Origin of the sequence: Zhurongbacter thermophilus (assembly GCF_026184435.1) — a bacterium.
GTDB lineage: Bacteria > Coprothermobacterota > Coprothermobacteria > Coprothermobacterales > JAADFF01 > JAADFF01.
This window is the reverse complement of record NZ_CP046447.1, coordinates 172,024-190,749: the sequence shown is the minus strand read 5'-3', so window position 1 is coordinate 190,749 and position 18,726 is coordinate 172,024. Positions and strand designations below refer to the sequence as shown.

At 42.6% G+C, this 18,726-nt stretch carries 11 protein-coding genes; 2 read left to right on the top strand and 9 right to left on the bottom strand.

The annotated features are described in order from the left end of the window. Nucleotides 1–119 precede the first annotated feature (119 nt). Nucleotides 120–1,445 (bottom strand): copper amine oxidase N-terminal domain-containing protein, encoded by a 1,326-nt coding sequence (locus GM182_RS00800; protein WP_449186705.1) that lies wholly within the window; start codon nt 1,443–1,445, stop codon nt 120–122. A gap of 97 nt (nt 1,446–1,542) precedes the next feature. Between GM182_RS00800 and GM182_RS00795 the strand changes: the two genes are divergently transcribed. Continuing rightward, nucleotides 1,543–2,790 carry an MFS transporter gene (locus tag GM182_RS00795; RefSeq protein WP_449186704.1) on the top strand — a complete coding sequence of 416 codons (1,248 nt, stop codon included), beginning with the start codon at nt 1,543–1,545 and terminating at the stop codon, nt 2,788–2,790. A gap of 5 nt (nt 2,791–2,795) precedes the next feature. After that, nucleotides 2,796–4,055 (top strand): MFS transporter, encoded by a 1,260-nt coding sequence (locus GM182_RS00790; protein WP_449186703.1) that lies wholly within the window; start codon nt 2,796–2,798, stop codon nt 4,053–4,055. Nucleotides 4,056–4,203: 148 nt separating this feature from the next. Here GM182_RS00790 and GM182_RS00785 read toward each other — a convergent pair whose 3' ends face one another. From GM182_RS00785 to GM182_RS00750, 8 genes are all read right to left on the bottom strand, one after another. Next, nucleotides 4,204–5,409 carry a methyl-accepting chemotaxis protein gene (locus GM182_RS00785; RefSeq protein WP_449186702.1) on the bottom strand — a complete coding sequence of 402 codons (1,206 nt, stop codon included), beginning with the start codon at nt 5,407–5,409 and terminating at the stop codon, nt 4,204–4,206. A 243-nt stretch (nt 5,410–5,652) separates the two neighbouring features. Next, nucleotides 5,653–7,221, bottom strand: coding sequence for a formate--tetrahydrofolate ligase (locus GM182_RS00780; RefSeq protein WP_449186701.1), 1,569 nt, complete (start codon nt 7,219–7,221; stop codon nt 5,653–5,655). Between the two features lie 53 nt (nt 7,222–7,274). Beyond that, on the bottom strand, nt 7,275–9,467 hold the full coding sequence (locus GM182_RS00775; RefSeq protein WP_449186700.1) for an ATP-dependent helicase: 2,193 nt from the start codon (nt 9,465–9,467) through the stop codon (nt 7,275–7,277). Nucleotides 9,468–9,569: 102 nt separating this feature from the next. Beyond that, complete coding sequence (locus GM182_RS00770) at nt 9,570–10,535, bottom strand: ABC transporter ATP-binding protein (protein ID WP_449186699.1); 966 nt, start codon at nt 10,533–10,535, stop codon at nt 9,570–9,572. Between the two features lie 13 nt (nt 10,536–10,548). Continuing rightward, entirely contained in the window at nt 10,549–11,559 is a 1,011-nt protein-coding gene (locus tag GM182_RS00765) for an ABC transporter ATP-binding protein (RefSeq protein WP_449186698.1), read from the bottom strand. A gap of 18 nt (nt 11,560–11,577) precedes the next feature. Beyond that, nucleotides 11,578–14,871, bottom strand: coding sequence for an ABC transporter permease (locus tag GM182_RS00760; RefSeq protein WP_449186697.1), 3,294 nt, complete (start codon nt 14,869–14,871; stop codon nt 11,578–11,580). A gap of 18 nt (nt 14,872–14,889) precedes the next feature. After that, the gene (locus GM182_RS00755; protein ID WP_449186696.1) at nt 14,890–15,864 is read right to left on the bottom strand and encodes an ABC transporter permease; all 975 of its coding nucleotides are present in this window, start codon (nt 15,862–15,864) and stop codon (nt 14,890–14,892) included. A 271-nt stretch (nt 15,865–16,135) separates the two neighbouring features. Continuing rightward, nucleotides 16,136–18,610: an ABC transporter substrate-binding protein gene (locus GM182_RS00750; RefSeq protein WP_449186695.1), complete on the bottom strand. Its 2,475-nt coding sequence runs from the start codon at nt 18,608–18,610 to the stop codon at nt 16,136–16,138. Nucleotides 18,611–18,726 lie beyond the last annotated feature (116 nt).

Below are 18,726 nucleotides of genomic sequence, written 5' to 3'. Positions count from 1 at the left end.
TCATTCTTGTTGTGGACTGGGGTTTTTTTATTCTTTGCTTTATTGGTTTGGTGGGGTTTCTGTATATGGTTTCCCATCTATATATAAATATAAGGGGCGGGCTTATGCCCGCCCTTTTATTACTCTCCAGATGTAATGACGATATACTTCTGCCTTGCCCTCCAGCGCACCTGCATACCCATGGTCTCCGATATAAACCTTAGTGGCACAACAGTTCTACCCGGGGGTATGATACGGGGAGCCACATCTATGGTTTGCTTAGTCTCTTTACCTGTGGCAAGATCCTTGACAACAACGTTTTTAGAGCCTATCTTGAGCACTATCTGCTTATCAGCAGAGGTAATAGTTACTTCTCTGGTCTTACCGTTCCAATCTATTCTCAGTCCCATGTTTTCAGATACAAATCGCACAGGCACAAGGGTGCGCCATGCCTCTTTATCTATAAATGGAGCAGCATCTATGGTCTTCTTCTCAAGTACATGTGTTTTACCATCGTAGGTAACAATATTCTTATCATTTATATATAAAAAGAGTTTTTTACCGGTAAACTCTGGTCCTGCTGGTAGACAACCGGCAAGCCACTTAATGGTATTTATACCCATAAGGGCATCGCTACCGTAGTTCCAACCATCATAGAGTTTATCTCCCTCTGCACCAGTACCATCATCAAATACACCAGAGTCCGCAATAGAGGCAAATCTACCTTTAAAGTAGAAACCGGCTATGAGGTAAACATCGTTTTCTGAAGAGTTGTACCATATGACAGTGTTTGCATTGCCAAAGCCAAGATTCTTTATTACACCACCACCCCAAGAACCTACATAAGATAATCCCTGAACTACGGGATGGTCTTTCATGAAGTTAGATATATGATCATCATCGGCACCTTCAAAGGTATACCTGAAGCCTAGTCTACCAGCAAAGTCTTTATCGTATATGTAGGGCTTTGTAAGGTCATAATCTTTATCGGTAGCCATCCACTGGGTAAAGCCGTTGATAATCTCAACACTATCCCAACCGTCGTTGTTTCTATCGCTACCCCAGTGGTCACCCATAAATAAGACACCACCACCATTTTTGATAAACATCAATATGGCAGCACGTTCTCTCGGGGTAAAGTTGACATTGGGCTCTGGAACAACATATACATTGTATTTCTGAAGAACATCGTATGTAATGGGATCGTCGTCCTCGCCACATCTCCGGCATTCAGTATTGCCCCACTGGTCTACCCCCATTCCCTCTTTTCTCAAGGCATCGGCAAAGGAGGAATATGCTCCATCGATAGACCAGTCGGCATTACCGGCTGTTTCTCCGTGTGCATTGTCAAAAAGCACTTTGATACCGGCACAATCTCCTGCATATGTAGATGGGGTAGGCATAGGTATCATGAGCATACCCACAACAAACGATAGCACTATACTCCACAAAAGAAACTTCTTCACATTCACACCTCCTCATAAATCGCATATCAGATAATTATAGGTTAATTTAGCCAATCCGTCAAATATTTATGCATCAGCCCTGTATAATGATAGGGCTATGGAGGGGAAAAAGGATATCCAATACATAAAATTTGCCGCATATGGATTTCTGAAGAATCTAAGGCTATACCAGCCCTTTATGCTTTTATACTTTCTTTCAGTAGGTCTATCGTATTTTCAAATAGGCATACTATATGCCATAAGGGAGTTTGCCGTTAATATACTGGAGATACCAACGGGTATTATCGCCGATACATACGGCAGGAAGAAGTCTCTACTCATATCTATGGGTATCTATATACTCATACTGCCACTATTTCTCTTCATGAAAAGCTTTTATTTTTTCGCATGTGCCATGTTCATGCTTGGTGCTGCAGAGGCATTTCGCAGTGGTACACACAATGCCATGATTATGAGCTATTTGAAGATTCATGGATTAGAGCATATGAGAAAACAATACTATGGCAGTGTAAGAAGCTGGTGGCAAATTGGAGCCGCTATCAATGCACTACTTTCAGGACTACTCATAGCCCTGTGGGGGGATTACAAGACAACATTCATTGCCTCTACCTTTTTCATGATGATAAACTTCTTCAATATACTCTCTTACCCTGACTACATAGATGAAAAAGGCATGAAGAGAAGAAGCAGTTTATCAGCTACTAAGGAGTTTATATGGCTACTGACACATCCTAAAGTTTTACGCATACTCTTAAATTCATCGGTATCTACAGGTATATTTAGAGGCACCAAGGATTACCTGCAACCTATACTGAAGAGCGTAGCCCTTAGCATACCGATGATGCTGTGGCTATCAGGTAAGCAGAGAGAAGCCATACTCATTGGCTTTACATACCTCATCATCTATATACTCAGCTCACGGGCATCAAAGCATGCCTATGTACTGGAGAAGGTGTTTATAGATAGGTCTCACATCATCATCAACAGCCTATACATCCTTACGGGCACATTACTGATACTGGCCGGGCTAAGCCTATATATTCAGATGAATATTATGGCAGCTTTTATATTCATAGTAATCTACATAACCCTCAACCTGGCACGACCGTTTATTATTGACTACATATCAGACACAGTGGCAGTAGAAAACATGGCAATGGCACTATCAGCAGAAACACAGCTAACAACCATCACATCGGGCATCATTGCCCCTATAGCCGGAAAAGTAGCAGATACATGGGGCATACACATGGCACTCATTGCTGTAGGAGTTGTAGGTCTCATCTTATATCCCATAGCATTAGTAGAAAAACAGGTGGCATATAATGTATCTACAGGGAGGTGAGAGGTGTGGATCAGAAACCCGAGACTTTTGAGAAAGATTTTCAATTTTACAGATTTGCAGCCTACGGCTTTCTGAAAAACCTCAGGCTCTTTGAGCCTTTTATGATACTATTCTTCCGCTCCCAAGGGTTTGACTTCTTCCAGATTGGTGTGCTCTACAGTATTATGGAAATCTCTACCAACCTGCTTGAGATACCCACAGGTATATTTGCCGACACATTTGGGCGAAGATTATCTATGGTCATGTCCATGTCCTCATATATCGTGTCATTTCTCATATTCTTCTTTATACCCAACTTCTGGGCATATGCCATCGCTATGGTGCTTTTTGCCATGGGTGAGGCATTCCGCAGTGGCACACATAAAGCACTGATACTGGCATACCTAAAAATTAAAGGCTGGGAACACTTAAAAACCATGTACTATGGGGCCACTCGCTCATGGTCTCAGATGGGCTCCGCCGTTAATGCCCTCCTTGCCGGTTTTCTTGTGGCATGGTATGGCAACTACCGTGTAGTATTTGCCATATCCCTTATCCCCTATGTGCTCAACCTCATCAATCTGGCGACATACCCCAAGGAACTTGACCAGTTTGTGAAAAAGAAGAAAAAGAAAACAGAGACTTTGTCAGACTTTATAAATATGTTTAAAGACCCTATTATACTAAGGGCATTTATGAACTCATCTATCTTTATGGGTGTATTTAGGGGTACCAAAGATTATCTACAGCCATTGCTAAAGCAAATGGCACTTGCCATGCCTATACTACTATGGCTCACAGGTCAGCAGCGCACAGCTATTATTGTTGGTATCGTATACTCCATTATCTACTTCATAAACTCTTTTGCCTCTCGTAATGCATACAAGGTGAAAAACATGGCAGGTAATAATCTCACAGGTCTCATAAATACGCTATATATTATAGGCATTCTGGGTGTTACATTGGCAGGTGTGTTTTACCATATAGGTTGGTATTATGTAGCCGTGCTGATGTTCCTCGTACTGTATGTACTTCAGAACCTCAGAAGACCTATTATGCTTGATTACATATCTGAGATTATTCCTGCCGGTAGCATGGCAACAGGACTTTCCGTAGAAAGTCAGATTAAAAGTCTCCTTGCCGCTGCACTAGCACCTATCATGGGCGCACTGGCAGATGCATTTGGCGTAGGCGTTGCTCTAGCCATAGTTGGGGGCACGGCACTTATCGTATATCCACTGGTGGCCGTAAAAGAGGGAACAAACACAGGACATCTTAGTAGCTAACTACCTCGTTCTATCCCATACATATAAAGAAAAAGGGCAGGGACCATCTGACATGGTGGTCCCATTGAGAGGAGGGAGTGTCTACCTCTTCATCTCAAGCAACATTATAATATAAAGGCCCATAAAAGTTTATAATGGTACTTCAATACTACTGAACCTTGTAAAGTTCTGCCTCTGCCCTGAGTCGCTCAGCAGTAGCATATATTTCTTCATTATCTTCCACTAACTTCTCCAGCTCTTCTTCCATCCTTGTTACTATCTCTGCTATCTGAGTGGCACCTTGTGCCATAGATTCCGTCTGCTGTGTCACCCTGTCTGTACCACTTTTTACCTCAGACACAGTGGCTGATAATTCTTCAGATGTAGCAGCCAAAGACTCTGTCATCTGAGATACTGATTTTATCTGCTCTATGATACCCAGTATTTCATCTGTGGTTTTTTCTGCATGCTCCGTTAAAGCCTTCACCTGAGCAGACAATTCATCACTCTGTCTACTGGCATCAGCCGCACTTTGACGAAGCTTTGTAACCATATCCCTAATATGCTCTACCGACTCTTTAGATTTCTCTGCCAGTTTTCTGATCTCTTCTGCCACAACAGCAAATCCTTTTCCGGCATCACCGGCCCTTGCTGCCTCAATAGCAGCGTTGAGTGCCAACAAATTAGTCTGTTCGGCAATATCTTTTATCTCGTCGACAATAGAATATATTTCTTCCATATGTCGATTCAGTTCTTCGGTGATATCCGATGTCTCTGACATAGCATTGGCTCCCATGATGATACCATCTCTAAGCTGTCTAACAGATTCAGCCCCCTCTTCTGCCATGGTATTTATATTGGCATAAACACCGGCAAGCTCTGTAGCATTTTCCGCTAAGAGATTAGCCGACTGAGATATATTTTCCATCGAAGCATTAATTGTCTCAACAGCAGCATAGACATTCTCTGCCGATGCTGCTATATCTTGAAGATGGGTTCCCATCTCATCGAAAGACATCTTAAATTCATTGAGGGAGGATGTGACATGTTCTGCTGTATCGGTCAGTGTGATTACCCCATCTTTAATAACACCAATAGACTGTCTCATATTATCAAGTGCGGTATAGAGATTCATTGCCTCTTCTGAGCCATCAGATCTTTTAATATGAGTGAGATCTCTGTCACTAAGACGCTTGGCAACAGTGGAAATCTCCTTAATAATTTTATCTATACGCATGCCAACAATTAACCCTGTAATAGGTGGAATAATAATCGCGACCCATACAACAGCTTGGGGAACAAGAACATCCAAAACAGCAATAAGAATACCTACCAAAATACCAACAAAAAGAAGACTATAAGTGTACTTTTTCATAACACCACCCCTCCCTGAGTAATATTGTTTGGAAAAAAAACTTCCCCCTACTACACATTTATTATAACGCCTTATATAACATTCTCATATTCATAAACAATGTTAAAATTAACGACTTAATATTACACAATAGCAGGAATTACAAATAATTCTGGTGCTTTTTCTGAAAACTTCCAAATAAAAAAGGGGCGGTTAACTTACCACCCCTTATTCAAAATTTTGTGCGTTATATGTTTATAGCCATTAAAACTTCACAGCCTCAGGCACCTTAGGAAGACCGGGCATGGTCATGATATCACCAGAGATAGGAACGATAAAACCTGCACCGGCAGAAATCTTAATAGAAGACACTTTGAATGTGTAAGGTTCTGTCGGCACACCCAGTATAGATGGATCATGGGTAAGGCTGTACTGTGTTTTAGCCATGCATATGGGAAGACTGTCAAGGCCAAGTTTTTTAATTCTCTTGAGAAGTTTTTTGGCCTCTGCAGAGAATGAGACATCCTCTGCCCTGTAAACACGTCTTGCCAGTTTTCTAATCTTCTCCTCAATGGGGTCTTCAAGGTCATATACATAGTTTGGTGTAATGTCTTTAGCATTTTCCATTACCTTCTCGGCTAAGGCTATGCCACCTTCGCCACCTTTGGCGAATACCTCAGATAGTGCCCACTGTATACCATGCTCATCAAGAAGACCTGTCAGTGCATCAAGCTCGGCATCACTGTCGCCGGCAAACCTGTTAACGGCTACAACAGGCTCATACCCAAATGCACGCATATTCTCAACATGGGCAAGGAGGTTGACAAAGCCCTTCTTGACAGCCTCTACATTCTCCTCAGTGAGATGCTTTTTCTTAACACCACCATGATACTTCAAAGCCCTTATAGAGGCAACAATGACAACGGCCTTCAATGGAAGGTCGGCTTTCCTCTGAACGATGTCAATAAACTTCTCGGCACCAAGGTCGCTACCAAAGCCTGCCTCAACAACAACCCAATCTGCCTTTCTGAGGGCTATTTCCATGGCTATGATGGAGTTTGTACCGTGTGCTATGTTGGCAAATGGACCAATATGAACAAATACAGGTGTACCTTCACCGGTTTGCACAAGGTTAGGCTTAATGGCATCTTCAAGAAGCAGTGTTGCCCCACCTTCCGCCTTGATATCCTTGACATATACAGGTTTCTTGTCTCTGTCAAAGCCTAGAAGTATATTAGATATACGCTCTCTAACCTCCTGTAGACTGAGAGACAGACCGAGTATAGCCATAATCTCAGAGGCAGGTGTAATCTCAAAGCCTGTATTTCTCACAAAGTGGCTACCAATACCCACAATGATGTCTCTGAGACTCCTATCGTTCATGTCAAGGACACGTTTCCAGAGAATCTCATCGGCTGGCATATCCAGCTGTCCAAAGTGGAGAGCATTATCAAGCATGGCAGATATGAGATTATGTGCAGATGTCACAGCGTGAAAATCACCGGTGAAGTGCAGATTAATTTTCTGGGCTGGCTCAACAACTGCCTTACCTCCACCAGTGGCACCACCCTTAACACCGAAAAATGGGCCCAGTGATGGTTCTCTTAGTGTGAGCATGGCATTCTTACCTATCCTTCTCAAAGCATCGGCAAGGCCAATAGATGTTGTTGTCTTACCCTCACCGGCAGGAGTGGGGTTGATAGCGGTTACAAGAATGAGGCCACCACGACGCTCACCCTCTTCCATGTACTTTAGTGGCACCTTACCAATATACTTACCGTAAGGCTCCACCTCCACATCTATAAGTTTAGCAATCTCTGTAATTTCCTTCATCCTTCTCCCTCCCTTTCTTTGCATATTTACCCCTTATATTTAATCACAAAATGTTATGAAATAACCTTGTATATAGAGGCCATTCCCAGCCTAAAACGTCTCTTTGTGCCATCGTCAAACTCTACCTTTATGCTGGCCGGGGGTATTACTTTCACAACATTGCCATACCCAAACTGGTCCGAATATACTCTATCTCCTTCTTTCAGCATAGAAACATCATCCACAGGAATCTTATATGTTTCATCACCATCGTAGTTTTCTTCACTTTCATCATCAATGGCATACTCTATATACTCAATGTACGGTGATGGTTTTCTCGGCACAGTATCACCCCATAAAGTGCGGTACTGGGCATATGTTACATACAGATGCTTTCTTGGTCTTGTCACAGCTACATAAAATAGCCTCTTTTCTTCCTCTTCATCGTCAACATCTCGCCATCCAAACCCACCACGGCGATAGGGCATATACCCGTCTTCAACACCTACCAGAAACACCACATCAAACTCCAAACCCTTGGCTGCATGTATGGTCATGAGCTTAACACCATCTCTACCGTCGGCTGTATCCTGATCGGTGCGCAGTGCCATCTCTGCAAGAAAGTCTGATAGGGTCTTACCCTCCCCATCGTAAGCAGCCATAATATTCATAAGTTCACCAATGTTCTCGCGCCTCATATCCTCCCCAGCCTCTATAAGGTAATCAAGATAACCACTGCCCTGCAGTACATCCTTCAGCAGCTCTACAAGGGATATGCCGTCTTTTACCATCTGTCTCCAGCGAACAATATGACTCCATAGTCTCTTAAAAGATGCTGCACCTTTGCCAGAAAGCACAGATGCCAGCTGACCTATATCATCTACCTCGTCAAAGTGTTTCCAGAGTTTATCTTGGGAAACAGAACCTATACCGCGGGGAGGCGTGTTTATAATACGCTGCCATGCCACCTTATCTCGTGGATTGTGTATAACCGTGAGATATGAGATAATATCTTTTATCTCCTTACGGGCATAGAATGACACACCTTTAACAAGCACATACGGAATACCGTATCTACCCAGTACCTCCTCAAAGTGACGAGATTGTGCATTGACCCTATAAAGCACTGCCATCTCCTCGTAGGGAATACCCTCAGATATGCTAAGAGAGTGTATCATATTCGCTATCTGGGTTGCCTCGGCATATTCATCGGAAACGGGGATAACCTGCACCTTGCCATCTTCATCGGAGTGTGAGCGAACAGAAAAACGGTGCCTCGTTGCCATAGACTGGGATACACTATTGGCTACAGAAACTATTTTCTTGGCTGAGCGATAGTTGATATCTAGCTTGACAACTTTGGCATCTGGAAAGTCTTTGAGAAAGGCATCAACATATTGGGGGGAGGCACCACGCCAGCTGTATATAGATTGCTGAACATCGCCAACAACTGTGATATTGCCATGGTCCTTTGCCAGATGTTTTCCCATGGAATACTGAACATCGTTGACATCTTGAAACTCATCTATAAGCACGGCATCAAATAGATGCCTTATCCTTGCACCAAACTTTTCGTCTTCCAGTAGCATATGGGCAAAGCCCAGCAGGTCATCAAAGTCAAGCCTACCAGACGCATATAGCTCTGAGTGATACATCTTGAAGAGGTCTCTATATCCTATAGGTAGATTCCAGTAATCAGGGGCATAGTACAATTCAAACTTGTCAGGATCGTATATTCCCCTGCGTTTGGCAAGAGAAACATCTTCAAGAAAACGTGCCATTGCTTTCTTATCATCACCTGTAGATTTCACCTTATAGCCGCGTTCCTTGAAGATATTTTTTATTACCATAAGGCTATCATCTCTGTCGGCAACGGTAAAATCCGAGCTGAGGTTCATATCCTTTAGCAGAAGTCTCTCTATATGGCTACGAATAATATCCTTTGCCTCATCTGAAGATAGATATCTTCTCAGTATCATCAGCGATGCCGAGTGGAATGTTCGCACCCATGGTGGGGTAATATCCAGTCCCATATGTTGCTGGAACATATTATGGAGCCTTTCTTTCATCTCATCGGCAGCCTTGTTGGTAAATGTCACCGCCAATATACGGTCGGGCTTTATGCCTTCATCGTATACAAAGTGAAGGAAACGGTAGGTCAGCACCCTTGTCTTGCCACTACCTGCACCGGCAAGAACAAGCAATGGCCCACGGGGGGCAAGCACCGCCTCACGCTGACGCTTATTCAGTGTGCTATATATATCCACATATCTCACCCCTCTACATAAACTGCTTTATATATTAACACGGCAAAAAAGAAAAAGGGGGAGACACGCTCCCCCATATATACTGGTGTAGGGTATATATCATTATGCATAGTGACATGCCACAAAGTGGCCTCCACCGATATCGCGCAGTGGTGGCTCCTGTGTACGGCATTTCTCCGTTGCATAAGGACACCTTGTATGGAAACGACAACCCTTTGGTGGGTTGATAGGAGATGGTATTTCACCCTGTAGAATAATACGCTCACGCTGATAATCTGGGTCAGGAACAGGAACAGCAGAGAGAAGGGCCTGTGTATATGGATGTTTGGGCTCTTCAAAGATGTGATAGTTGTTTCCGTACTCCATAATCTTGCCCAGATACATAACGGCTACATAGTCAGACATGTGTCTAACAACGGCAAGGTCGTGGGCAATAAACAGGAATGAAATGCCATACTTCTGCTGAAGTTCAATCATAAGGTTGATAACCTGTGCCTGAATGGACACATCAAGAGCAGAAACGGGCTCGTCTGCCACAATAAACTTAGGCTGAAGTGCCAAAGCACGGGCTATACCAATTCTCTGTCTTTGACCACCAGAAAACTCGTGTGGATATCTTCTGGCATATTCTGGTCTCAGACCGACAACCTCCAGCAGTTCATAAACACGCTTTTCAATCTCTTTCTGAGTCATCTTGGTATGCACAACAAGAGGCTCTGCAATAATCTCACCTACAGTCATTCTTGGGTTAAGAGAACCATATGGGTCTTGGAATATCATCTGCATCTCTTTCCTAAACTCAAGCATCTGAGAAGGCTTGAGATGTGCTATATTATGCCCTTCAAAGAGTATCTCACCTGCTGTTGGCTCAATAAGTTTCAGTATTGTTCTACCAACAGTGGTCTTACCAGAGCCAGATTCACCGACAAGACCAACTGTGGTACCGTCAAAGACATCAAAGGAGACATCGTCAACGGCCTTAACATGGGCGACAACCCTTCTAAGGAGTCCTGCCCTTATAGGAAAGTATTTCTTTAGGTTTCTTACCTGAAGTATTGGCGTAGCCATCTACCGCACCCCCTTATACATACTTCCAACATCTGACGAAGTGTCCGGGCTCCACCTCAACCAGTGGTGGCTCCTCGGTGAAACACTTCAGCTCTTCCGTTGCTACTTCACATCTGGTATTGAAGCGACAACCTTTAGGCATATTCATTGGGTTAGGAACAGTACCGGGAATAGAAGGCAGTTTCTCCTTCAGGTGTCCCACATCAAGTCTTGGAATGGATTTCAACAGACCTATGGTATACGGATGCAGCGGATTCTTGAATATCGTATGAACATCGGCATACTCAACAATTCTGCCCAAATACATAACGGCAATACGGTGTGCATACTGGGCAACAACACCAAGGTTGTGGGTAATAAGTATATATGATGTACCAAATTCACGCTGAAGGTCTTTCATGAGCTCAAGAATCTGTGCCTGAATGGTAACATCAAGGGCCGTTGTGGGCTCATCGGCAATAATCAGCGAAGGATTGAGCATAAGAGCCATAGCGATAACAACACGCTGACGCATACCACCAGACATCTCGTGGGGATACTCATCTACACGTTTTTCAGGTGCAGGAATACCAACCTTGGCCAACATCTCAATGGCACGTTCACGGGCCTCCTGTCTGGATACATCCGGCCTGTGAGTTAGAACAACCTCCATTAGCTGGTCACCTATGGTGAAAAGAGGGTTAAGAGCAGACATAGGTTCCTGGAAGATCATAGATATCTTGGCACCTCTATACTTCCTCATCTCATCTAGAGGTAGTTTAAGAAGATCTACATACTCGTTTTTGTCCTTATCCCAAAACTCAATGGAACCTGTTGGATGGAAGGCTGTTCTAGCCGGAAGAAGTCTCATAACAGAATAAGATGTTACAGACTTACCACAACCAGATTCACCAACTATACCAAGGGTCTCGTTGGGGTAGACTTCAAAGTCTACCCCATCAACGGCCTTTACTATTCCATCTTCTGTATGGAAATATGTCCTTAAGTCCCTTACTTTTAGTAATGGTTTTCTTGTTTCACTCATCCCTTTCCACTCCCCTCATTAGAGTTTCATCCTTGGGTCAAGGGCGTCTCTTAGACCATCACCAAGGAAGTTGAATGACAGAACCGTAAGGAATAGCAGTGTACCTGGAAGTATAATAAGATACATGTAACCGGGTATCTGGAATATTTGTGTAGCGTTCTGGAGCATCTGACCCCAAGATGTAGCCGGTGGCTGAACACCAAATCCCAAGAAGGATAGAGAGGCCTCAGATAGCATGGCACCACCGACCTGGAGTGTGGCAGCAACGATAATGGCAGCAGAAACATTAGGAAGAATGTGCTTAAACATAATACGGCTGTTTGGTGTACCTATAGCACGGGCAGCCTCAACATACTGCTGCTCCTTAACGGACAAAACTTGACCTCTGACAAGACGGGCAAGACCCATCCAAGACCAGATGGCCAAGACCAGAGCTATAGGCATAGCACCACCGATAGCACCCATGTGTAGTGTCTCAGAGAAGAAGTTAGAGAATTTCCTAAGAGCCTGTGACAACGCCAGCAAGAGTGGTAGAGATGGAATGTTCATCATAATGTCAACGAAACGCATGGCAAGGTTATCCCACCAACCACCGTAGAAACCAGATGTAATACCTATAACAGTACCTACGGTAATAGAGATAACAACAGCCAATATACCGACAAGCAGTGATACCTGACCACCGAATATCAGTCTGGCTAGAACATCTCTACCTTTGTCGTCTGTTCCCAGCGGGTGTCCCTGAGAGAACATAGGTAAGTGAGGGAACTCAACAAGGTTAGCCAGTGCCTCTCGATCGTTTTCACCCTTGATACCGGCAACATCGTACCAAGCTTTACCATATCCATAGTAGAGTTTGCCATATGTATGGGCCTTAAACTCAAGTTCTGTTGTGAAACTACCAACAGTAGACTTAAATGAGGCAAACTGGTTATACGCATAATAAATGTAATCAAGGTCAGAGATAGCAGGACATCCATTATTAGATGTTACAGATGTTTCACCATAAAGTTCCTTCCTCATATCTCTTAAACGCTCCACAAGAGCAGAATTATAGATAGCCTCAAGTTGTTGAACAGCTATATTAGACATATTTCCACTATTACATGCTTGCTGTGCGCCCTTACCAAATAGATATACCTCCGCTTGCTGGGGAGAATTAATAATACTCTTTACAAACTCTGCTCCGTAGATAGCTTTAACTTTTTCCTGTTCTTCATAAGACATGCTTTGATAATCTGGTACATTCTGTGTTAGATATTCTTCAAGATACTGATCGAAGTTGGGAATAAGAATCTGTGCTAGATTAACAATGAATTTAGGATAGTAGGACTTGTCAAGTGGAAATTCCCGCTTAATCCATGTATTAACAAAGTCTTTGAAGTCTTCAACAATAAGAGTATCATACTGGAATTTATCCTTGTTTTGTTTAACATCCTGCTCAACCTTAGCGAACAAATCCTTATATACCGGAAATGCATCGTTTTTCATAATAAGCATAATGTTCAAATCACCAACAAGCGGCTTGGCAGCATTAAATACAGACTCGAAAGGTTTCTTCTGCTTTAGTTGATTAACAATATTTCTATAATAATCCAAGTCTTTAAGTGTAGACTTGTATTCCTTAAGGTCAGCCTTTATATTAGCAATAACAGACTCCCTTTGACGAATGGTGTTATCAATATAATCAGAAAGTACACTTACAATATCCTTACAATCCTTCTCAAGATCACACGCCTGGAAAGCAAGATCCTTAATAAAAGAATATACTTTCTGCTTTACCAGAGGATCCTTTTCATTATCTATACCTGATAGCTCTCTGAGTTTTTCAGCAAACATACGTTTAGATATAGCAGTAGTTTTACCCGCCTGCGCGTACTGTGCAGCATCTTTTAATGCACCTTTTATCTTCTTATAGTAAGAAATTTCCGAATTGATACGGCTAATTTCTTCATCGTATGCACTTTTCACAAAATCGTAATCTGTCAGAGAAGGTATGTTCTTAGGAGCCTTAAGATCATCAATTTTAGGAAAGTTTTCATATGCAGCTATCTTTTTCTCTATATCAGAGATGGGTTCAACATATTCTCCCTTCCATTTAGCCTCCATGAAGATCTTTGCAGCGCAAGGATTCTGCATTGCATCAATCTGGCTAAAATCTGTTGTATCGGCAAATTTAGATGCCATATAACCGCACAGATCACACGCTGAAGGCTCATTGTCAGTTCCATTGAAAAGCTTATCGTTATTACATAACTTTCCTACAACCTCATTCTGACAACCTTCACCCTCAGGGATATTACATAGAGTAGAAGCCGCTCCCTCATCCTGGCAGAAGGAACAGGGATCCTCAAATGCACAACCTTTTTCAGAATAAAAGCCCACTTCCTTTTTGTACTTTTCCACAAGCACTGCCTTTTGCTCTTCTATTTTGTAAGAAAAGGCCTTATCAACAAAATCAAATGCTTTCTGAAGAGATTGGAGGTAAAGGGTTTGTTTTTCTATATACTCGTTATAGGACTGCAAACCATTTTCTATGTTAGAAAGAAGAGTATTTACCTCACTAATTTTATCTTTATTCTGGAGTTTAGCAAATGTATCGGCATAGCTGCTGGGCAAATCAACCTTTCGTGGATAGAAAGTAAGAGAAGAATGCATAACAGTAATAAGGTTATTAAGGGCATTAATAAAGAACTTTCTCTTATTAATATCAAATGTTCTAGGATTCTCTTTAAGAATATCTACGAAGGATTCACCGTTATACGTTAAATTATATACGCTATTCTGAAGTTGATTATAGACATTGATCTCATTACCAATAACTGAAATAACGGCCAGATACGGAGAAAATGCATTTTCCATATCCCTACTATTAGTATTATATTTATCTGCTTGAGCTGCCATTCTCTCAGCATCATCTGTAAAATTCTTGAACCAATCAAAAACAACAGCCATAGGAAGAGCACCATTTTCAATCGGTTTCTGGAGTTCAGGAGCAGAATATAGTAGTGTCATAAGTTTATCATCAGTTGATACATCAGCATAGGAGAAAACCTGCTTATTCAAGTCGTTAAAGTAAGGCAGCTTCTCTGTACGAGAAATAACATCTTTGAATACATCCCTGTATGGGATCGTCTCATCTGGTGGAATACGCCAAACAAGACCACCAAGGAAAGAAAACAGGAATATAGTAATCAACAACACAAGAGAGATAACAGCAGGCTTATGCCTACGAAATCTTCTCCATACCATCGACCAATATGAATAAGACTTTTCCTGTCTTTCGCTTTTTACATTGTTGTTTTCAGCCACACCAATTCACCCCTTTCATTAGCTGTAGCGTACTCTTGGGTCAATAACACCATAGAGAATGTCGGCAAGTAGGTTGGCAAACAGGGTAAGCACAGACTGAATAATAAGAATGGCCATAACAAGGGGAATATCCTGTTGGTTAAGACCTGTCCACATGAGCTTACCAATACCACGAATATTAAATATTTGCTCTGTAATAATACCGCCACCAATAATACCCGGTATCATAAGAACCAATATGGTAACCAGTGTAACCATAGTGTTCTTCAGAGCATGCTTTCTAATGACAACTTCTTCAGGAAGACCTTTAGCACGAGCTGTACGGATATAATCCTGATTCATGACCTCAAGCATGGCACTTCTAACATATCTAAGCAAACCACCAGAAAACAGAATACCCCAAATGACAACCGGAAGCATAAGGTAGTAACTTCTAACAAGGTAAACTTGATAGAAAGTGTAATCCGATGTATAGAAGGTGTCAGGACCTATACCGCCATTGGGGAATATTTTCAAAACACCGGCAAAGTAGTACAGGGATAAGACACCGGCAAAGAACGATGGCATGGATAATCCCAGAAACACAAGGAATGTTACCAAATTATCCCAGATTGTGTATTGCTTGATAGCCGTAAATATACCAAGCGGCAACGCTATCAACAGTTGGAGAATAATTGTGTAAATACCCAGATACAACGAAATCGGTATTCGCTCCATTACAGCATGGTATACATCTGTTGGATTTTGGGAAATCGAAGGTCCCCAATTTCCCTGCATAAATGAAATAAACCATTTAACATAACGAATAAACCACGGCTGATCAAATCCCCACTGTCTACGCAATCTTTCTATCTGACCTTTGGGGATCTGAGGATTCATCTTCATTTGCTCAAAGGGATCTCCCATGAGCGTTAGCACAAAAAATGCTACAAGGGTGATAATAATAAAAGTAGGTATCAGCCCTAGTAGCCTGCGGATAATGTAATTTAACACTACCCTACACCCCTTTCCTCATAATGTCGCCTTCTATTAGGCAATAGTTCAACAGATATTATATCACGATATGGGAAACCAGATAAAAAATGCATCTTAAGATGCATAAAAGTCGAAAAAGGCATCATAATATATACACATATAATTGCATAAATTATAGAGAATAAAAAAGCAAATCTTCAAGGGGCGGTATATATTTATCTCAATATTATCAAAAAAGCAAAAGGAGGGAGACAAAGCTCCCTCCTTCAAGGTCAATTAATAGCAGTTATTACTGCTCCTTGTACCAGTACTCCATATTCCAGGTGTGGGCACCCACATCAAACTTCATATCGAAGCCTTCAAGTGTCTTAATAACTGCGTCGTGGGTATCATACCAGGATAGTGGAATCTCTGGCAGCCACTCTGCCCATACCTTCTGCATCTCAATATAACCTTCACGTCTGGTCTTACGGTCAACATTCTTGAATGCCATGTCAATTGCTGCATCCATCTGTTTGTTTCTGAAACCGGAAAGGTTCTGACCCCATTTATCATTAGCAGGATCAGGAATCTGAGAAGAGTGGTAGAGAGATCTTCCACCCTGTTCAAGGGCAGAACCAGAACCCCATGCAAACTCTGTTGCATCAAAGGCTCTTATCCAAATGGTCTCACCAAAGAGTGTACGAGCTGTCTGTGTCTCTGGATGCATGATAATACCATACTTCTTCAACTGCTGTGCAAAGATTTCCAGAGACTGCTTACGGTCAGATCTTGTTGTTGTTACAACAGAGAACTCAAACTTCTTACCCTCTGGAGATACCCATACACCATTCTGCTTGGTGAAGCCAGCCTTCAGAAGAAGTGGCTCAACCTTAGCTGGGTCGTACTTAACTATATTGTCAATCTCGCTCCAGTATGGCCATGTGCCAGGAATGATGAAGGAGTGACATACCATACGACCACCATAGTAGACACGGTCGATGACTTCTTTTCTATTCAGAGCAAAGGAAAGAGCCTGTCTGACCTCTTTATACTTGAACAGTGGGTGGTTATATGGTGTGTTGTATGTAGGATTAGATGGCAGATTGTTAGGATCGTCAAAGTTAACTGTCCAGTGCTCCCAGAAAGCAGAACCCATATCTATAAGGTTGTAGTTTCTCATGAATGTCTGCTCTCTCCTCAGAGCACGAGCTGCCTGAGCATTGATAACCATGATGGCAACATCTGCTCTCTTGGAGCGAAGCTCGTTCTGAGCTGTCTCAGGAGACTTGAAGGAGAAGATAACCTTGTCAAACAAACCACGGCCAAGCCATGCATTTCTGTTTGTAACAAGCTCGATAGACTGACCCTTCTGCCACTTAGAAACCTCATAGGCACCATTGCCCAGTGGCTTATCGTTGAAAGAAGATGCCATAATATCCTGAGCCTTAGAAGCCATGAAGTTTGTGATGTCCTTAGAAATAAGGATGGACTGATCGGCAATATAATCTCCATCCTCTGTAATCTTTGTCATGAAGTAGGACTTTGCTGGGAATGTCAAGGTCTTGTGAAGAACATTCTTCTCGAACCAGTGCTTTGGATATGCACCAAGACCAGCACCGATTGGTGCATATGGGTTGATCTCTGTCCAATAGAATCTGATGGTCTGGTTATCTACCTTTTCAATAAGAGCAATATGGTCATTTGGATATGTACCTGGTGTTCTCATACCAGGTGTAAGCTGAAGAAGGTTGTAGAAGATAATATCATCAAGTGTTAGTGGAGCACCATCTGCCCACTTTGTACCTGGGCGAATCTTATACTGTGTAATCATATAGATCTTCTTCTTATCTCCATTAGGAAGAGTAAGAGTCATAAGAGGCTGATAATCACCATTCTTATCCTTTGGTCCGACCTTCAACATACCATTCTCAAGTGTAGGTACATCATATGCAAGGTCACCCCAAAGATTACCATGGTAATCATCTGCAAGGAATCCATATCCTGTAGGAGCAAGAATCTGTGTCATAGCAGCCATAGAGTCGAGCAAACCAAACAGTGTCTTAGGCTCCTGCTCGATAATAACCTTGAGGGTACCACCCATTCTTACAGGATATTTAACCTTATAAATGGAATAGGCCATTTCTGCACGGGTTGCTGGAGCATCAAGGGCAATAACACGACCAGGCTCACGCCAGTTAATGAGCTGGTACTGTGGAAGAATAGCAAGGGTTGCATAGTAAGCAGCCCAGTGGTTACGATACTTAGCTTCATCAGAAGCACGGAGAGCTGGGAAGTAAGGCTTTTTCTTCAGCTCAGGAAGAACGGTCTTTTCAAGATCGATACCATTAACAATCTTATAAAGACGCTCGGCCATGACGATAAGCTCTGCACGTGTAACCTTCTTATCAGGTCTGAATGTACCATCGGGATAACCCTTAACGATACCTGTCTTGAGAGCTGCATAGACCCATTTGTAGTACCACTTATTAGGATCTGTGACATCCTTGAAAGTGGCCTTTGCATTGGCATACTTATCGGCATTAACACCGGCAAGTCTAACAGCTATAACTGCCATCTGTGCACGGGTAAGATTCTGCTCGGGGCCAAACTTACCCCCACCCATACCTGTCACTATGCCTTCATCGGCAAGTCTTGTAATGTACTTGTAAGCCCAATAATTAGATGGCACATCGCTAAACCCTGCTGCCTTTGCAGGCACAACAGCTACTACTGCAGACAGGGCGATGGCGACGGCCACGAGAAGAACAACATACTTCCTCATGTCGCACATCTCCTCCTTTCGAGGGTTTTTAAGGTTTCACAGGTGCACCTGCACCTTTTCACGGTTAAATTATACCACAAAGGTGGCATACTTATCCAAATGCACCTGCATAAATC